Raw genomic sequence first — 16,654 nt, 5'->3', positions numbered from 1 at the left:
CAACGGCACGCCGAGCGGCGACTCCCCGAGCGGCGACGGCACACCGTCCGGCCAGGACGCCGCCGCCACTCCCGCGGCCCCGGAAGCGAGCTCGTCCTCGGCCGGCGCCGAGGCCGATGACATCGCCGAGAATAGGTCCGTTCAGGCTGTCTTCGGCTGAGCCATCAACCATCGATACCCATCGGCGAGACGCGATGAGAGGGACGGGACCCCACACCATGAACACCGGAAACGATCGCGGGTACGGCCCGCAGGGCGAGCGCGAGTACCCGATCGAGGACAAGAACCTCACCGAGGAGCAGAACGAGCACCTGACGGCGTCGCTGCGCAAGGTGCGTGACATGAAGGGCGCGCCGCCCGCGCTGCAGGATCTCGCGCGTCAACTCCTTGGCGGGCGTATGGAGTTGAAGGACGTACTCGATTCGCCTTCGGGGCACCGTGCCCTGGGTGAAGGGCTTGCTCCGATGCGGGAGCAGTGGCGGAACATGTCGCCGCAGGAGCGGCAGCAGGTCCGTGACTACGACCCGGACGAGGACCCGAAGAACGCTCCCGGTCGCGACAAGCGGATTCGCTGAGGCCGGTACCGACGTGACATCCACGGAGACCGCCGACCGGTACGTGGCCCGGCGCGACTACATCTTCCGCCGCATGTTCGGCTGGCTGGTCGGCCTCGCCGTCGTGGCCATCGGCTGCGCCACCGGGTGGACGGGCGTCGGGTACCTCGACGGCCACGTGACGGTCTCGGCGCGGCCGGGGTCCGTCGTGGTGCAGTCCTGCGGGGACACGGGCCGGGGCTACATCTGCACCGGCACCTTCGAGGACGACAAGAGCGGTGCGAAGACCCAGAGCGCCACCCTGGAGTGGGACCACGAAGCCGTCCGTGGCGCCGCGCTCCCCGCCTTGAAGACGGACGACGGGTACACGTACTCGGACGAAGGTGAACTCACCACGGGCAAGCTGGCCAGGGCCCTGTTCTGGTTCGGCGTCACGTCCGCGCTGTGGGTGCTCGGCGCCTTCTTCCTGCTGACCGGCTACCAGCCGCGCCCGGCCCTGCACTACGGCCCGGTGTTCGGCGTCTGGCGCGAACGCGAACGACGCTTCGGCCGGGTCACGTTGGAGGAGGGCTGGCGCGTCGTACGCCACGAGCGCGGTCCGGCGCTGCCCATCCTCGTCGTGGTGACGGTGCTGTGCCCGGTGCTGTTCGTGGGGAGCCGGCTCGCAGGCGGTGCGTGACTGAACGTGTAACGCGACGCGACGCGTCGCGACGAGCGTCGGCTACAGGGCGAGCCCCAGCAGCAGCGACACCACCACGCCCAGCACCCCGACCGCGAGCAGCCCGAAGAGGACCGGCCGGGTGGCCCCGCCCGCCGTGGAGCGCCACGCGTCGCCGTACGACACCTTGCTGCGCCTGCCGGTGTGGCCGGTCACCGTCATGAAGGCGCCCAGCGCGGTCCCGATCAGCCAGGCGAAGGTGAAGGCGAACATCAGCCCGCCGTTCCATGCGCCGGCCTCGACGTAGGAGAACCGACGGCTCTCCGGCGCCGAGGCGGAGTCCGTCCGCGTCACGGAGATCCTCGTGCCCGTGGCGTGGGAGGACGACGGCTCGAGGTGGGCGCCGGGGTCGTTGCCCTTGCCGTCGTCCGCGGTGAACGTCCCCTGGCACTCCACCTCTTCACGCGTGCGGTGCTTGCCGTGCGAGCGGTAGCCGACGGACTGCGTCGAGCACTGGGAGACCGTGAACTCGCCGTGCGTTCCGCGCAGCCCGGCGGCGTACATGGCCTGCCAGGCGAAGATGCCGCCGGCGACGAGCGTGACGAGCATGACGCAGACGCCGATGAGGCGTGCCTTGATCGGGACCTGCGGTTTCCCACCCGGCTTGGGTTGCTGGCTGTGCTGGCTGTGCTGGCTGTGCTGGTGTTGCTGGGACATCTTTCGGGTGAATCCCCCTGTGCCGAGCGGATCGCGGTACGGCTCACCCCGCACGCCGTGAATGCGGTTGTGGACAGTCGCGACACACTACGGCAGGTACATGGCAATCGTGCGAGGAGGCCGTGAAGACCGGCGCTTCGGGGCGAGTCCTGTGTGTCGGGATCACTAAGGTCGCGTGGTCGGACATCCGCGTCCGTCGGTCCGGGCCGCCGCGCGCATCAACTGCGCGCCACTGGGCCTTAGTTGAGCATCACGCATGCACATTCATGGGGGAGTACATGGCAGGTCTCGGCTCAGGCAGCTTCGACGTCGACCCGGCGGTGCTCAAGGAACAGGGCGCCGCCTTCGGTGAGTTGGGCAAGAACTTCAAGGCCGCCGCCAAGGAGCTGAAGTCCGCCCTGGAGAGCGCCGAGGGCGACTGGGGCGAGGACATCATCGGGACCTTCAACGACATCTACGAGCCGGTGCGCGAAGGCATGGCGACCTCGATGGAGCACCTCGCCGACGAGCTCGACAAGATCGGCGGCAATCTGAAGGTCATGGGCACCCAGTACGAGGTGACCGAGGACGACCAGGCCCAGATCATGATCGGGCAGCAGTCGAGCCGCCCGGGCCTGGGCATGCAGTTCTGACATGCAGTTCTGACCGCCGGGCGCATTCACGCGCCGCACCGAAGAAGAACCACCATCACACGCACCACGGGGGAGTGACACGGCATGGCATTGACCCTGCCCGACGAGATCGCGTGGGTCCTTGACCTGCTCGGTTACAGCTGGCCTGACGCCGACGAGGACAAGATCCACGAAGCGGCCGAGGCGTGGCGGCAGTTCGCCACAGCGGTGCGGGACACCCAGGGCGGCGGCTCCACGGCCGCGAGCGCCGTCCTCGGTTCCAACTCCGGTGACGCGTCCGAGGGTTTCGAGGAGGCGTGGAAGAAGTTCTCGAGCGGCGGGGGCGGTTACCTGGAGGACGCCGCGATGGCCGCCGAGATCCTCGCCTTCGCGCTCGACGCGGTCGCCGTCATCGTCGTCGCCAGCAAGATCGCGGTCATCGTGCAGCTCATCGCGCTGGCATTCGAGATCGCGGCGGCCCAGGCCGCGGCACCGGTGACGTTCGGGCTTTCGGAGATCGGTGCGGCCGGGGCGACCCAGGCGACCAGGCTCTTCGTGCGCCGCATCCTCGACGAGCTGAAGCAGAAGCTCATCCAGCAGGTGACGCAGGCCGTCGAGCAGCAAGCGGTGCAGTCGGTCAAGGAAATCGTCCTCGACGTGGTGAAGGAGGCGGCCGTCGAGGCGGGAAAGGCGGCCGGGCAGAACCTCGTCCAGCAGGGCGTGCAGAACCACTTCGGCGCGCAGGACGGCATGAAGTGGGGCGAGGCGGCCGTGGTCGGCGCGGGCACCTTCGCCTCGGAGACCGTCAACGGTGCCGCGGGCGCCGTCGGTGAAGCCTCGGGGCGGTTCGGCCCGGCAGGTCAGGTACTTGGAGGGGCCGCGAGCGCGGGGCTCGGCGCGGTCGGCGAGGGCATCGGCGAAGGCGTCAACGCGACGGGGGAGGGCGTCGGTCAGGGTGCAGGGGCGGCGGCCCAGGGCATCGTGGACAGCACCGCGGAGAGCCTGCCGGGCGCGGGCGACGCCGTTACGGATGCGCTGGACCCGAGTTCGATGCTCGCGTCGCCGGGGGAGAGCGCCCAGGGGGCGGTGGACGGCGCGGTGGAGGGGGCGACCGGGGCGCTCGGAGACGCGGCTCAGGGCGGGATCGGGCGCGTCAGAGGGGAGCAGCCGGCGGCGGCGGACGAGCCGGGCGGCGGCTCTGGTCGGACCCCGGAGGACGCTCGCGCCAGATCAGTTTTCGGATGACGTAGCCGATGTATCTGACGTAGGCGACTCAGTTGACGTATCCGACTTAACTCACGTCACTGGCACAGTCGATGCAACTGGTGGCTAAGACGATGTAACGGACGTATGGGGCCCACGTGAGCACCGTGACCCCGTATCGGGCCGTGACATTGTGTGGATCCTGTCACGGCACGGCCGGTCACCTGGGAACCGTCTTGGGGGACCGTGTCTGTTGTGGCTAAAGTAAGGTCGCGGCACTATCGAGAAGTGCCACCCGCGCCCCCAGTTCCCTCCGGGTGACGAGAGGCGCGGGGACCGATGTCGATTCTCATGGGGGCTAGTGGCCATGGCCGGTCAATTTAATGTGACGCACGAGGAGATGGTCGCGTTCAGCGGCCGTATCTCCCAGGTGAACGAGTCCATCCAGGGTGAGATCCAGCGACTGCAGACGGTGGTCGACTCGATCACCTCTGGCTGGAGGGGCCAGGCGGCCACTGCGTACAACAACCTGCAGAGCCAGGTGAACGAGGACGCAACCGCCCTCAACCGCGTGCTCAATGAGATCAAGGAAGCGATCGACTCGACGGCGAGCAACTACCAGACGTCCGAGGACGAGCAGGCCGCTTCGATCTCGCACGTCTCGTCGGGCGCCGGGGCCTCTCCCTTCGGATGAGCCTCACTGGCCGCTGATTCCGCGCCGCTCAAGGGCGGCAGCGGACAGCGCGCCACCGTCGTAATCCTTCATCACCCTTCCGTCCAACATCCCCCGGGGGAGACATCATGTCCGGTCAGGTTCTGGTTAATTTCCAGACCATTTCCCAGGCTTCGCAGGACGTCAAGTCCACGGCCAGCAACGTCCGCCAGCAGCTCGACGACCTCGAGGCCGGCGTCAAGCGGATCGCCGCGAGCTGGGAAGGTGCGGCCCAGGAGGGCTACCAGCAGAAGCAGCAGGAGTGGGACCGTCGCGCCGCGTCCCTCCACCAGACCCTCGAGTCGATCGCCCGCGCGCTCGACACGGCCGCCCAGAACTACCAGGCGACCGAGAGCCGGAACACCAGCGTCTGGTCGTAGCGCGTAGCGATACGTGGCCGGGGGCGGCAGGTGCGGATGCATCTGCCGCCCCCGGTGGCATGTCCGGGGGCGGTTGAGGAGTACGGGGGCAGCTATGAAGCCGGAATTTCGAGGTCAGATCGGGCCGCACCTGTGGCCGGGCGAGGAACTGATCGCTGCCTGCGAGTGCGATGTGGCACCGGGTATGCCGAGCCAACCGCTGTGGCTGCGAAAGCCACCGCCGGAGTCCGACCTGGAGCGTCGGATCAAGTCCCGCCTGCCCGGACCTGTGCAGAATTTCCTACGGCCGAGCGAGCCGAAGCCCATGGGGCGCTTCGAAAATGCCATGGAGTCGACTGAGCGGGCGGTCGACAACGGTCTCCTGCGGGCCGTACACGGCAAGGCCCTGCACGGCGGTTGGGAGAGCCAGGCCGGGCAATTCCTGGTGACGCACTACAGCGCCGCGTACGTGCCCGCCGTGACACTCATGCTCGCCGTGACCGACCGCCGGGTCCTGGTACTCGCCGACCGCGCGAAGCTGTGGCAGTTCAAGCGAGTGTACAAACCCCAATGGGAGGCGCCCCGAGCGTCCGTCGCCGAAATCCGCGCGAATCCCAAGGGTCTCGTCCAACGGGGACGCTTCGAGCTCGTCTTCGCCGACGGTTCATGGATTGCGCTGACGGCGTCCGTGCCTCCTCATGCGGGGCGCTTTGCAGCACGGGTGGAGCCGTGAGGGAAGACAGTCGGCAGCCGCACACACATGTGCCGTAGTCGGGGCGTGCTTCAGCGGCCCTCGAGCCACACCAGGGCCATGGTCAGCAGCGGCGTGGCGACGCTCAAGGCCAGTGCCCCGGCCGTCATGCGCGGACGTACCTCCCGGTAGCCGCGGAGCCCCAAGTAGGCGACGAACGGGGGCAGAACGAAGCCCAGCACAAGGCCGAAGAGCCACCCTTCCTCTACGAACAGGAAGATCGTCAAGGCCCACCAGGCGGGAACCGACACCAGGGCGATCATGCGCCCCCGGGACAGGAACAGATCGAGGAACTCACCCTCACCGAAAAGGCTCATCGTCACACCGCCCGGTTGTCATAGCTGCTGTTTCCCACCTCGGGGAACCCGTCCGCCGCTGAGAAGCCGTTGATCGTCGTCGAGAGCGTGAGGGCGATCGCGCTCAGGCCCGTGGCGAATGTGTCGAACGCTTTGGCTGCCTCCGCCCACAAACCCAGGATGCGGATGGCCTGCGCCGCGGCCAGCGCGAACATGGCGACCGAGGCGGCCTGCCCGCCGACAGGGATCGCGTTCACGGCCGCAGCCGCCGCCATGTTGACCATCCAGATGACCAACAGGTCGCAGAACATGACGAGGAATGACTTCAAAAACTCTGCGAACTGGAAAGCCATTTGAGCCGCCCGCGAGTAGCAGTCCTGGAGAGACTCGAATGTTTCCTTGATCTGATCGAGCTTCTTGGCGAATTCGTCGAAGTACACCGTGGCGGTGGCCGCCGCATTGCCGTCCCAGGAGAGCGCGACATTGCGGTTGCCCTTGCGGAGGTTGGTGGCCATGGCCTCGCAGCACGAGGCAAGGCCGCCCCATGCGTCGGCGCAGTCGTTGTAGCCGTTCCAATCACCGAAGACCCAGTTGGTCACGATGGCGAAGGGGTCGAAACCGAAGAGCAGCTTGGACGCCTCCACAGCCATGGCGGAGGGGCTGCCGAAGTCGAGGGCGGTGCCGAGACTCTTCTGCACGGGGCTCATGGCGAACTCGTCCGCGTGGCCCGACCCGTACTCGAGTAGTGGGTTGCCGCTCCCGCCACCCGGCTTCTTCAGCGCCGCCGCCGCGTCGTCGGCGTCGTTGAAGTCCTGCGGGTTGCCGCCCGAGCCGAGGGACGGGGCCTTCGACCCCGGGGTGCCGGCGTCGAAACGTGCCGCCGCGTCCTGGTCCGTGTCCCTGTAGTAACCGGCGGACCGTGCCAGCTCGCCCGCGGAGGACTCAAGTACGCCCTTGACCTTTTCCAGGGCCTTCTTGGCCTCGCTCACGTAGCGGTCGTGGTCACCTGCGACGAGGTCCCAGGCGTCGCCGCCCAGAGTCTCGTCGATCTGGGCGTACTTGCCCACGTACGACGCCGCCTCCGAGCCGCCGTCCGCTGCGCGCCCCACCAGTTTGCCGAAGCCGTCGATTGCGTCCGCGTCCACGCGAAAGCTCATAGGTCCCCTTGCCTGATGTGCCATGAATGCCGGCTTAAGTGGGTGGGCGGTCGGTCAGTACAGGGACCAGCCGCTGCTGTCGTGGCGCGCCTGGCGCGTTGTCGGCCGCTGTGACTGCGGTGTGTGCTGGTCATCGTCCGCTCGCCGCGGTTCTTCTGCGGCCCCGCGTTCTCCCTCAGCCGCGAGCGCCTCTCGCTCGGCGTCGGACATCTCGGCCCATTTCTGGGCGAGGGGCGCCGACTGCTCGACGGTCTGGTCTGCGTAGGCCGAGACATCGGCCGCCTCGCGCAGCCCCATACGGCCGGAGAGGACCTCCTGAGCCATCTCCTTGAGTGTGCCACCGCCCAATCCCGAGGCGAGATGCTCAAGAGACTGCCGCAAAATCCTGGCCTGGGCGGGGTCTTGTCCGGTCATCTCGAGGAACTCGGAGTCATCCACCGGCTTGTCCATCGGATTCCTCAAGGGGGCCTCGGCGGGTCGGTCGATGATCAGGGAGATCGCAACTTAGCAAAGGCTTGGCAAACTCCACAATGGCGGCCTTCGGGGCCTCGGTATGGCTTCGTGTCACGTCGGTCGCGGCCACCGATTACGGGAAACTGGCCGGCACCCGGCACCCAGTACCGATGCCACCGTCAAGCCGCACGCCGGCACGGTCACCGACGCCTCACCCAAACATCGGCCCATCCCCCAACGTCGCGACCCCCGCCCCCACACAAATCGCCGCGAACGCCCACCGCGTCCGCCCGAACCGCGCCAACAGCACCCCGCACCCACTCACCACACCGCCCGCGAGGTAAAGCACCGTCCACACCCCGGCCTCGCTACCCTGCCCGAGGCGCACACCCGTGAGGATGAGGGCGACGAGTGCGACCAGCGCGGAGATCCCCGCCGACACCCGGCGCGCCTGCCGCGCCGCGCGCTGGCGGTCCATCACGAGCCCCTGCCGCCCCTGAACCTGGAACCGCGCCTTCAGCGTCTTGGGCGCCTTCAGCTGTTCGTCGGATTCCGAGCCGTAAGTCATGTCCCGGAGCCTAGACGTCACCGATCCCACCGGCGCCCGAGGCGACAGGTTCCCTACACTCCCTGCTCATGTCGACACCTCACGGCCACGGCCCTGCACCCACCGCCACCGCGACCGTCATACGCACAGGTCAGCGCAGTGCGACGAAAGCGCTGCCGCTCGGCATCGTGCTGACGGCGGTGGGGCTGCTCATGCTGTTCGGAGGTGTGGGGATCACCGTCGGCCTCGGTGACGCCGAGCCCAGCCCGAAGGGGGTCGTCGGCATCGTGATGGGTCTGCTCATCCTCTTCGTCAGTGTCACCAGCCTCATCTCCGCCTGGGTGTCGCGTCGTTCGACGGTGAGCATCGACCGGAGCGGCCTGTGGGTCAGCGACGGCAAGGTGCGCGGCGTCGTCGCCTGGCACACGCTCGCCGGCGTCGGCCTGCACTGGAGCAGGCTCGGCCGCACGAAGGTCTACTCGATCGAGCTGTGCCCCTCGGCCCCCATCGACCGCGACGACCCCGTCCTGTGGCCGCTGGTCCGCGACGAGGAGCCCCTCCACCCGGGCCTGCCCCGCCTGCGCTACCGCCTCCCCGTCCCGCCGGGCTCACGCGACGCGGTCGTCACGGCGATCCAGTCGTACGTGCCCCAACTGTGGCTGGGCGAGGCTGAACGGGAATCCGGGCACATGGGCGCGCCGGACCGGAAGGGCCACCGGGAGCGGACGCGGCCGCGCGGGCAGGCACGCTGACTGACCTGAGAGCGGCGCCCCACGGGCCGCTGCCCCAGCCCCGTACGATGATCGCCGAGTTCGAACCGACGACAGCGGTTCACAACGGGGGAGTTGTCCAACGCCCATGGCAGACATGGCAGACATCGACATCAACGCCGCACGCGTACGCGCCACGGCCCACGACACCGAGTCCCTGGCCCGCCAGACGGCCAAGCGCCTCGGTCACGCGCTCGACACCAGCGACGAGGTGCCCGCCTCCCACCACGGCCACGGCTGGCAGAGCCCCGCCGAGCTCAAGGCCTGCGCGCTCAAGTGGGAGGCACACATGGTGTCGCTCGCCCAGCGGATGGGCGAGCTGAGCGAGAAGTTGCTGGATTCCGCGGACAGTTACGACCGCGCCGACGCCGAGGCCGAATCGCGTCTGCGCGCCGGCCTGGCCGACCTCGGGAGGGCCTGACCATGGTCGCGTACGAGGGTGTGGCCGGCGCACAACCGAAGACCTGGGCCACCGCGGCCGACGAATGGCACGCCCTCGCCAAGCACGCCCTGGGCGCGGCGAAGGACCTGCGCGAGTACGGCGCCAAGCCGCTCGCCGACAACTGGACGGACGAGGTCGGCGCCACCGCGGCGGCCGAGTTCGAGAAGCTCGCGAACCAATTCGAGTCCGCGTACGACATCCTCCTCGCGGTCAACATGGTCGCCGACGGCATGACGACCACCATCGAGACCGCGCAGAGCACCCTGCACGCCGCGCTGGACCTCGCCGCGCGCCACGGCCTGGAGATCGCCGCCGACGGCACGGTCACCGGCCCCCGTACGGAGGCCGAAGGGACGGAGACGTACCGGGCCGAGGTGCGGGAACTCATCGACCAGGCGGTCCAACAGACCACCACCGCCGATGAGTTGGCCGCGAAGGAGTTCGCCAAGCTCGCCGCCCAGACCGGTGTCACCGACCCTGACAAGGCGCTCGGCGACCTCCAGGAGCACGCCTCCCACGTCCAGATGCGGATGCTCGCCGCCGACATCCCGGTCGGCGAGGACAAGGCGACGGCCCGCCGCTGGTGGAACGGCCTCACGTCCGAGCAGCGCAAGGACATGATGCTGGCCCAGCCGGTCGCCCTCGCGGGCCTCGACGGCATCCCCGCCGACGTACGCCAGGAACTGCGCGGCAACGACGGCAAGTACGACCGCGTGAAGATGGTCGAGTACGCCGTCGCCAACTGGAACAAGGCCGACCCCACCGACTTCGGCAACAACTGCGCCAACTTCGTCTCCAACGCCCTGCTGCACTCGGGCATGAAGGAGAAGACGAGCTTCTGGGGCGCCACCGACGACGATACGTGGATGGTCGGCCCCCGCACCGGCATCGACGCGATCGACAAGCGTCTCGCCTACTCCGACACCTGGGCCGCGGCCGAGAACCAGCAGAACTTCATGCTCGCGCACGGCGGTTCCGAGATCCCGCAGGCGGACGCGAAACCGGGCGACATCATCTACTACGAGCAGGCAGGCGTGGGCGACACGGCCGAGAAGGGCAATACGCACCACGCGGCGATCGTCACCGCGGTGATGCCGGACGGCGAGATCAAGTACACGCAGCACAACAACGAGTACCAGAACGTCAGCCTGGAGGGCCGCCTCCCCTCGACGGAGAAGAACCAGGGCGACCAGAACCTGCGCATCGTCCGGCCGTCGCCTGACTGGTACTGATACCCGGGCCCTCCGCCCGGTGTTCGGGGACTGATGGTGACCCGCGCTTTGCCCTGACATGACTCACTCGATGAGGAAGCGTCGCCTCCGGACAACTATCCTTCGAACAACTGTCACAGGTAAGGCAGTTGCGCCACGGGGATACAGGGGGAGCGCATGGCCATCGAGTTACCGGACGAACTGGTCTGGGTCATGGACCTGTTGGGCCTGAACTGGCCCCAAGTGAACGAGGACGCGGTCAACGAGTTCGCCGGGCACGTGCGTACCTTCGCGGGAGACATCGGCTCGTCCCAGGAGCAGGCGTCCGCGACCATCCAGGCCATGGCGGCCTGCTACCAGGGGTCGTCGTACGACCGGCTCGCCGAGACCTGGAGCCGGCTGGCGACCAGCCATATGACCGAGCTCATCCAGGGATGCGAGATGGCGGCGGTCGCCCTGGAGGTCGCGGCGGTCCTCATTGTCGCGGCGAAGATGGCCGTCATAGCGCAACTCATATTCATCGCAGTCCAGTTGGCGATTGCGGCCGCGACGGCGATCGTCACCCTCGGGGCGGCCGCGGCAGCCGAGGCGGCACTGATCCAGGTCACCAAGAAGGTGGTGAACGAACTCCTCGAACGCGCCCTGGAAGAGGTGGTCGCACACCTCGCGACCCAGGCCGTCGAACCACTCGAGGACATCGTGGGCCGCGCGCTGAAGGGCCTGGTCCTGAAGGGCGTCGAGTCCGCGAGCGAAGCGGTCGCGGGACCCGCCGACGCCGGCGGCGGCACCGGTTTCTCCGTCCACCCTGACGAACTGCTCAAGCATGCCGACGACTTCAAGAAGCACTCCGAGGCCGTCGCCGGACACGCCGTCAAATTCAGCAACGCGGCCGGGGGAGTGTCGTTCGGATGAGCCATCCGATAGCCAAAGCGCTCGAAGACGCCGCGCAGCGCATGGGCAGGAAACTCGGCAAGGACGCCGCCAAGGCCGTCGGCGACATGTACAGCCAGGTCGGAGACGGCACCAAGAAAGTCGTCAAGAACATCCAGGACGCGGACGGCCAGCACGCCCACGAGCTCATCAACCTCGCGAACAAGGTCGCCAAGAACGGCGGCGAGACCGGCAAGGGCTCGCGACGCAGAATGCGCGAACAGGCCGCCGCGCGAGGGGACTTCAACCAACGCACCGGCGGTCGGACCGAATACGACGCGGAAATGGTCCTCGACAGGAACAAGTACCCCGAGTCCGCGCAGCACATCGAGGACGCCCAGAACGGCACCAACTGGCGTGGCGACCGCCAGCGAACGGGCCCTGCCCAGCCCGACATTCTCACCATCGACAGAAGTGGGGCGGACGACAACCGGGCCGACTCGCTCCGCGGGATTCCGACCGACAGCCCGCGAGACCGGGACGAATACCCTCCGGCCATGTACAAGGAGGGAGGAACGGGCGCGAGTGTCCAGTACATCGCGGCAAAGGACAACCAAGGGTCGGGGTCGGCCATGGGAAGTGCTGTACGTGGCTTACCGGATGGCACCAGAGTCAAGATCTCGGTGCGTTAGGCAGGGCCCGGAGGAGAAGGCGCCCCACGCACCAGGAAGCTCCCGTTCCGGAGGCCGAAGGAGAGAATGACCTCATGAACTCTGCCGAAAAGCTGATCTCATATGCCCGTGAGGGGCACTTCCAAGAGGCACTGCCACAACTGCTCGAGATCGCTCGCCGGCCTGGTGGCGCGCGCGGCCCCGTCTGGGAAGCCGCTGCCGCGTCGATCCAGATCCTGCTGTGGCTGGACCGCCCCGGCGAAGCCGCGGATCTGGCCGAGTCGCTGATCCGTGCGGACGCTCCGAGCGGTGGGGAGTTGTGCGACCAGGACATGCCGTTCGACGAGGCGCTCCTGGCGACACCGGAAGCCTCCTCAGAGGCCGTCGCCGGCCGCCTTGCCGCGGTGGCGGGGGCCGTTCCCACCGGGCGCGTCCTGCGGGAACGGCTGAATTGGCTTTCCCAGCAGTTGACGCAGCGCCCATTGGCGGAACTGACGCCCGGGTTCGAGCCGTGGGGTGTACCGCTTCCGCCGTCAGGCGCCAAGCATCGCTCGCCACTCGTGGAGCGTGATTTCGAAACGCTTACCGCAGACGAACAGCGCGTCGTATGGAAGTCGCTCAGGACAGCCAACGACTTCCCGCGCGCGCACGAACTCGTCGCACAGGGTGGGCACACCCCTCCCCAGTACGCCGAGTGCTCCTGGATGGCAGGATGGTACGCGGTCCAGGGAGACATGGAGGGCGGCGAAGCAATGCTGCTCGCCGCACACGGCCGATGGCACCCGTACATGAAATGGGACGCCATCCCGACGGATCCTGTTCTCCAGCCCACTCTCCGCCTGGTCGTCACCGACCGAGTGCGGGAGCACTATCTGACACGGCCCATCGGCCCGGAAGCGAAGTGATTCGGAATGTCCGACGACACAACGCCCGAGGACTCAACGCCTGATGGCGCGACGCCCGAAGGCGCGACGCCCGACGGCGCGACGTCCGAAGGCGCGACGTCCGAAGGCGCACTGGAACAGCTCCTGAGCCGCGCCCGCGGCCCCATGGGCCCGGCCATCGACCTCGACTTCGGCTGGGAGACAGGCCCCCTCGCCGAACTCGGCACGGTCCTCTCCAGCATGAACGGCTTCTTCCTCTTCAACGCCGGCGTCCAGGTATTCCGCGCGGGTGACGAGGGCCTCGGCCCCGACCTCCTTTCCTGGAACGCAGAGGACACCTGGAAAGACACCTACGACGATCTCGCCGACGATATCTTCTGCTTCGGCCAGGACATCTTCGGTACGCAATTCGGCGTCGTCGACGGCGCGAAAGTCGTCACGCTCAACCCGGAATCCGCGGAACTCACGGAACTCGGCACCAGCCTCAACGACTGGGCGGCCTGGCTCCTCGACGACCCCGACGTCAACGGCACGGCGAGCTTCGCGTACGCCTACCAGAAGGCGAACGGCGCGCTGGACCCGGCCGAGCGCCTGATCCCCCGCCGCTTCTTCGTCGCGGGCGGCGGCTACGACTTCGACAACTTCAAGGCCGTCGACGCGGCGACCGCGATGCGGATCCGGGGACCGATCGCACAGCAGGTGTTCGACCTTCCCGACGGAGCGACCCTGCGCCTGCCGAACCCGAACCCCTTCGGCTGACCCGGCCTCTCGGCGCCTGGGGCGACCGTTACGACGCTTACGTAGAAGGCCGTCCTGATGACGACCCCCGCACGTCCATCAGGTAGCGCTGGGTGTGAGCGTGTGCCTCCTGGGCGTCGAGCGTGCCTGCATCCACGCTCAGAACGTGCCACGGGGTCCGCTCCAGGAGACGACAGGTCAGGTCGGCCTCGAAACGGAGATGAGCGGCGGCCGACGCCAGGTCGTGAACGGACCGAGTACCAGGGGAGCCCGCGAGTTTCCGCACGTACCAGTCTTCCCAGTCGTCGCCTTCTCGCTCGACCGCGCGCCGCAGTGCCGTCTCCGGATCGTCGTGGACGTAGACCACGGTGACCTGCGCCGGCTCCACGGCCCGGACCAGCTCTTCCATGACGTGGACGAGAGTCCCCTCGTCATGGCCCCACGCCACAAGGGACGGAACGAACGGCACAAGGGCATCCGTCACCAGGTAGTCCTTGCCCGCCGCGAGCGACTCCGCGACGTAGGCACGCGTGCACTCCACGAGGGTGGCGGGCCGGACGGCGGAATCCCCACCGGCGAACTCTTCCACCACGGGCTGGAACGCCGCCCGCGTGAGGATGTCGGCCTCCTCGAAGTGGTCGACCGATGCGCTGACGCCAGTGAGCCACTCGGCCACCGAACGGCACAGGGTGGACTTGCCGACGCCGGGGCTGTTTCCGATGACGGAGATGAGGTGCATGGGCATGGGGGTAGTTTCGCAGCGAGAGCGAGAGCGATCGCGACGGGCCTGGGCGGGAATCCGGAGGCGGTACGCGGGGTGCGTCCCTAGGTGAACCTGGGCTTGGGCCACTTGCCACTGTCCAGCCCGGGTTGCCGCGCCAACTCCGCTGCCGCAGGCCCACGTTCTTGACGCCGGGGCTCGAACTTGTCCCCACTCAGCCGCATCGTGGCGGGATTTGAATTGTCGGCGCTCATGGTGAGTAATTTCCCTTTAGGCTCGGGCTGTGTCGGCGGCTTGATACCTTCCTCACTTCCATGAGGTTCCCCCCCCGCCGGGAAGGGCCAGGACCCCCGGGCCCCAGTCGTGCGCTTCAGGTACAGCTGACAGAGGTAGACCAGGTAGACCAGGAAGACCACCGCCCCGACCGGGCCGAGCAGGTTCCGGAATTCGTCGAGCAGGCTCACCGCGATGAACGAACCCACCCAGAAGACCGTCCAGAGCGTGAGGCGTACCCGCACCTTGCGTCTGGTTCGCGTCCAGGTGGCGCGGGTGGCGGGATCCTCGAAAGCGCCGTCTGCCAGGGGGAGTTGTACCCCTTGAGACCCGCTGGACGCCGCGTGCATGCTTGACTCTCCCCGTCGCTCGACATCATCGGCACCGGGCAGAGTGGCTCAAGCCGGTACCCGGGCCGTGCGTGATCAATCAGCGGCCGTCGCCGCCACGAAACCCTGTCCAGATGGGGAAGCGAGTCCGTGAACCCTGACCACAGCGGCCTCTGACCTCTGACACCCAAGGGCACGTGCTTCGGCGTGACTCGTGCCTCGGCGCAAACGCTCGTGGCCGTGAGGGCGCGTGCTCTTCGTTCTCCTTCGGATTCACCATTTCAAGGCACAAGGGGGCTCGTCCCGACGTTCGCCGCAGTCTCGCTGTCGTCGAGCCGGGCGCAGTTGTAGGCGGGAGCGCCCATGGGGCCGTGCCCGGCCGGCCGACGCATCCGAACCGGGGTCCGCGCCCCACCCCGACAGGGCCGCGAAAGATTCACACCGTGGTGACCGGGCCTCCTCGGAATCGACGAGACGTCACCCGCCCCGCTGATTGAATGACACGCGCCATTCACGGCAACCGCACACTCACGGGGAACAACGGGGAACTCATGAAGAACACGCACGTCCTGTCTGCCCGCCGCGCCGCCACCGCACTCACCTGCACCGCCGCCCTGCTGTCGCTGGCTGCCTGCGGCAGCGGCAAGGACAAGGCCGCGGACAGCAAGCCGTCGAAGGCATCCGCCGACAGGCCGGCCAAGGCCGACGCCAAGCCGAACGGTGCCGAGAAGCTCGCCGCCACCGCGCTGCGTGCGAAGGGCCTGGAGACGAAGGCCGCCGCAGGTTCGGTCCACGAGGTCATGTCGCGCTCGGACGCGAAGTCCGACCTCCGGCTCTCCGCCACGGAGTGCGCCGGTACGGTCGACCTCAAGGACATGGGAACGTTCGAGGTCATCCGCAAGGGCAACGACGTCTGGGGCAAGGTCGACTCCACGTTCTCCACCTGGGCCAAGAAGAACGGGGCCGGCACCATCCGGGCCGGTCAGTGGATGCACGGCTCGCCGACCGCTTCGCTCACGAAGGTGCTCGTCAGCTACTGCCACGGCGAGCAGTTCGGCCAGCAGGAGAAGGGTTCCCTCAAGCTGACGAAGGGCTCCGCCGCCGAGGTGACGGGGCAGCCCGTCGCAACGGTCGTCGGCAAGGGCACGGACCCGACAAAGAAGGCCACGTACAGCATCGCGACCATGGGCGAGCCCTACTTGCTGCAGCAGGAGACCCCGTACACCGACGGGACCGGCACGCAGACCATCACGTGGTCCGAGTTCGGCACGACCGTCGGCGCGAAGGCACCGACCGGCAAGGTCACGGTTGCCCCGAACATCTGATTCCGGACAGCTACCCGCGGCCGAGGGCCGTGCTCTCGGCCGCGGGTAGCCGGATCGGTCTGATCGCTGGCCTGGGGCAGAGCCTGCCCATGCTCCCCTGGATGGCGAGGCAGCGGCGGAGGGCTACAGACGCCGAGATTGCCCAGCAGGGGCACGCGCAACAGCCCGCGCACGAAGCACTGTTGTCCGAGCCAGGAACCCAGGAGCTACTGCGACGACAGTCAAGCCGGCTCCTCGACGTGGTGGCTGTTCGTGGCACACTCGCTGATCACTACGATCGACTTGCATCGCTCACCTGCGGCGACTGGTCCGCCCGAGGTCTGCTCTCTTCCAGAGCCGTCCGGAACTGCTGGCGAATTCGAGATCTCCCGGCGCCGCAGGCTGCTCAGCGGTCAGAGTCAT

At 67.9% G+C, this 16,654-nt stretch carries 22 protein-coding genes; 15 read left to right on the top strand and 7 right to left on the bottom strand.

What is annotated here, in order from left to right; all coding sequences use genetic code 11:
• The first annotated feature begins 218 nt into the window (after nucleotides 1-218).
• Together ACFYWS_RS36210 and ACFYWS_RS36205 are read left to right on the top strand one after the other, a co-directional pair.
• Nucleotides 219-575 carry a hypothetical protein gene (locus ACFYWS_RS36210; RefSeq protein ID WP_389283571.1) on the top strand — a complete coding sequence of 119 codons (357 nt, stop codon included), beginning with the start codon at nucleotides 219-221 and terminating at the stop codon, nucleotides 573-575.
• Between the two features lie 13 nt (nucleotides 576-588).
• The gene (locus ACFYWS_RS36205; RefSeq protein ID WP_389283570.1) at nucleotides 589-1,233 is read left to right on the top strand and encodes a hypothetical protein; all 645 of its coding nucleotides are present in this window, start codon (nucleotides 589-591) and stop codon (nucleotides 1,231-1,233) included.
• A gap of 42 nt (nucleotides 1,234-1,275) precedes the next feature.
• Here the strand turns inward: ACFYWS_RS36205 and ACFYWS_RS36200 are convergent, their stop codons facing one another.
• Complete coding sequence (locus tag ACFYWS_RS36200; protein WP_389283568.1) at nucleotides 1,276-1,929, bottom strand: hypothetical protein; 654 nt, start codon at nucleotides 1,927-1,929, stop codon at nucleotides 1,276-1,278.
• Nucleotides 1,930-2,207: 278 nt separating this feature from the next.
• Here ACFYWS_RS36200 and ACFYWS_RS36195 point away from each other — a divergent pair, with 278 nt between their 5' ends.
• The 5 genes from ACFYWS_RS36195 (at nucleotide 2,208) to ACFYWS_RS36175 (ending at nucleotide 5,547) form a co-directional block, all read left to right on the top strand.
• Nucleotides 2,208-2,561 (top strand): WXG100 family type VII secretion target, encoded by a 354-nt coding sequence (locus ACFYWS_RS36195; RefSeq protein ID WP_389283567.1) that lies wholly within the window; start codon nucleotides 2,208-2,210, stop codon nucleotides 2,559-2,561.
• An 84-nt stretch (nucleotides 2,562-2,645) separates the two neighbouring features.
• Complete coding sequence (locus ACFYWS_RS36190) at nucleotides 2,646-3,785, top strand: PE-PGRS family protein (RefSeq protein ID WP_389283565.1); 1,140 nt, start codon at nucleotides 2,646-2,648, stop codon at nucleotides 3,783-3,785.
• A 325-nt stretch (nucleotides 3,786-4,110) separates the two neighbouring features.
• Nucleotides 4,111-4,437: a WXG100 family type VII secretion target gene (locus ACFYWS_RS36185; RefSeq protein WP_389283563.1), complete on the top strand. Its 327-nt coding sequence runs from the start codon at nucleotides 4,111-4,113 to the stop codon at nucleotides 4,435-4,437.
• 107 nt (nucleotides 4,438-4,544) lie between these two features.
• On the top strand, nucleotides 4,545-4,835 hold the full coding sequence (locus tag ACFYWS_RS36180) for a WXG100 family type VII secretion target (RefSeq protein ID WP_389283562.1): 291 nt from the start codon (nucleotides 4,545-4,547) through the stop codon (nucleotides 4,833-4,835).
• Nucleotides 4,836-4,929: 94 nt separating this feature from the next.
• A complete protein-coding gene (locus ACFYWS_RS36175) occupies nucleotides 4,930-5,547 on the top strand; it encodes a hypothetical protein (RefSeq protein WP_389283560.1) in 618 nt (205 codons plus the stop codon).
• Between the two features lie 50 nt (nucleotides 5,548-5,597).
• On the opposite strand, the gene ACFYWS_RS36170 is transcribed toward ACFYWS_RS36175, so the two are convergent.
• The 4 genes from ACFYWS_RS36170 to ACFYWS_RS36155 all read right to left on the bottom strand — a co-directional run bounded on the left by ACFYWS_RS36170 (nucleotide 5,598) and on the right by ACFYWS_RS36155 (nucleotide 8,039).
• Entirely contained in the window at nucleotides 5,598-5,882 is a 285-nt protein-coding gene (locus tag ACFYWS_RS36170; RefSeq protein ID WP_389283559.1) for a hypothetical protein, read from the bottom strand.
• Between the two features lie 2 nt (nucleotides 5,883-5,884).
• Nucleotides 5,885-7,006: a hypothetical protein gene (locus ACFYWS_RS36165; RefSeq protein ID WP_389283558.1), complete on the bottom strand. Its 1,122-nt coding sequence runs from the start codon at nucleotides 7,004-7,006 to the stop codon at nucleotides 5,885-5,887.
• 66 nt (nucleotides 7,007-7,072) lie between these two features.
• Nucleotides 7,073-7,468 carry a hypothetical protein gene (locus ACFYWS_RS36160; RefSeq protein ID WP_389283556.1) on the bottom strand — a complete coding sequence of 132 codons (396 nt, stop codon included), beginning with the start codon at nucleotides 7,466-7,468 and terminating at the stop codon, nucleotides 7,073-7,075.
• 214 nt (nucleotides 7,469-7,682) lie between these two features.
• Nucleotides 7,683-8,039 (bottom strand): hypothetical protein, encoded by a 357-nt coding sequence (locus ACFYWS_RS36155; RefSeq protein WP_389283554.1) that lies wholly within the window; start codon nucleotides 8,037-8,039, stop codon nucleotides 7,683-7,685.
• A 68-nt stretch (nucleotides 8,040-8,107) separates the two neighbouring features.
• Here ACFYWS_RS36155 and ACFYWS_RS36150 point away from each other — a divergent pair, with 68 nt between their 5' ends.
• From ACFYWS_RS36150 to ACFYWS_RS36120, 7 genes are all read left to right on the top strand, one after another.
• On the top strand, nucleotides 8,108-8,770 hold the full coding sequence (locus ACFYWS_RS36150) for a hypothetical protein (RefSeq protein WP_389283552.1): 663 nt from the start codon (nucleotides 8,108-8,110) through the stop codon (nucleotides 8,768-8,770).
• 106 nt (nucleotides 8,771-8,876) lie between these two features.
• Nucleotides 8,877-9,209, top strand: coding sequence for a type VII secretion target (locus ACFYWS_RS36145; RefSeq protein ID WP_389283551.1), 333 nt, complete (start codon nucleotides 8,877-8,879; stop codon nucleotides 9,207-9,209).
• A 2-nt stretch (nucleotides 9,210-9,211) separates the two neighbouring features.
• Nucleotides 9,212-10,462 (top strand): amidase domain-containing protein, encoded by a 1,251-nt coding sequence (locus ACFYWS_RS36140; protein ID WP_389283550.1) that lies wholly within the window; start codon nucleotides 9,212-9,214, stop codon nucleotides 10,460-10,462.
• Between the two features lie 156 nt (nucleotides 10,463-10,618).
• On the top strand, nucleotides 10,619-11,353 hold the full coding sequence (locus tag ACFYWS_RS36135) for a hypothetical protein (protein ID WP_389283548.1): 735 nt from the start codon (nucleotides 10,619-10,621) through the stop codon (nucleotides 11,351-11,353).
• Entirely contained in the window at nucleotides 11,350-12,003 is a 654-nt protein-coding gene (locus ACFYWS_RS36130) for a hypothetical protein (protein WP_389283546.1), read from the top strand. Before ACFYWS_RS36135 ends, ACFYWS_RS36130 begins: the two co-directional genes overlap by 4 nt.
• Before the next feature lie 74 nt (nucleotides 12,004-12,077).
• Nucleotides 12,078-12,887 carry a hypothetical protein gene (locus tag ACFYWS_RS36125; RefSeq protein ID WP_389283544.1) on the top strand — a complete coding sequence of 270 codons (810 nt, stop codon included), beginning with the start codon at nucleotides 12,078-12,080 and terminating at the stop codon, nucleotides 12,885-12,887.
• A 6-nt stretch (nucleotides 12,888-12,893) separates the two neighbouring features.
• A complete protein-coding gene (locus tag ACFYWS_RS36120; RefSeq protein ID WP_389283542.1) occupies nucleotides 12,894-13,625 on the top strand; it encodes an SMI1/KNR4 family protein in 732 nt (243 codons plus the stop codon).
• 37 nt (nucleotides 13,626-13,662) lie between these two features.
• Here ACFYWS_RS36120 and ACFYWS_RS36115 read toward each other — a convergent pair whose 3' ends face one another.
• Both ACFYWS_RS36115 and ACFYWS_RS36110 read right to left on the bottom strand, forming a co-directional pair.
• Nucleotides 13,663-14,349: a hypothetical protein gene (locus ACFYWS_RS36115; RefSeq protein ID WP_389283541.1), complete on the bottom strand. Its 687-nt coding sequence runs from the start codon at nucleotides 14,347-14,349 to the stop codon at nucleotides 13,663-13,665.
• A gap of 80 nt (nucleotides 14,350-14,429) precedes the next feature.
• A complete protein-coding gene (locus tag ACFYWS_RS36110) occupies nucleotides 14,430-14,948 on the bottom strand; it encodes a hypothetical protein (RefSeq protein WP_389283539.1) in 519 nt (172 codons plus the stop codon).
• Between the two features lie 530 nt (nucleotides 14,949-15,478).
• Here ACFYWS_RS36110 and ACFYWS_RS36105 point away from each other — a divergent pair.
• Nucleotides 15,479-16,252 (top strand): hypothetical protein, encoded by a 774-nt coding sequence (locus ACFYWS_RS36105; protein ID WP_389283538.1) that lies wholly within the window; start codon nucleotides 15,479-15,481, stop codon nucleotides 16,250-16,252.
• Nucleotides 16,253-16,654: the final 402 nt, after the last annotated feature.

Source organism: Streptomyces sp. NPDC002795 (genome assembly GCF_042888725.1).
In the GTDB taxonomy this organism is placed as follows: Bacteria; Actinomycetota; Actinomycetes; order Streptomycetales; family Streptomycetaceae; genus Streptomyces.
The sequence above is the reverse complement of the archived record's forward strand: the minus strand, read 5'-3'. Positions and strand labels throughout refer to the sequence as shown.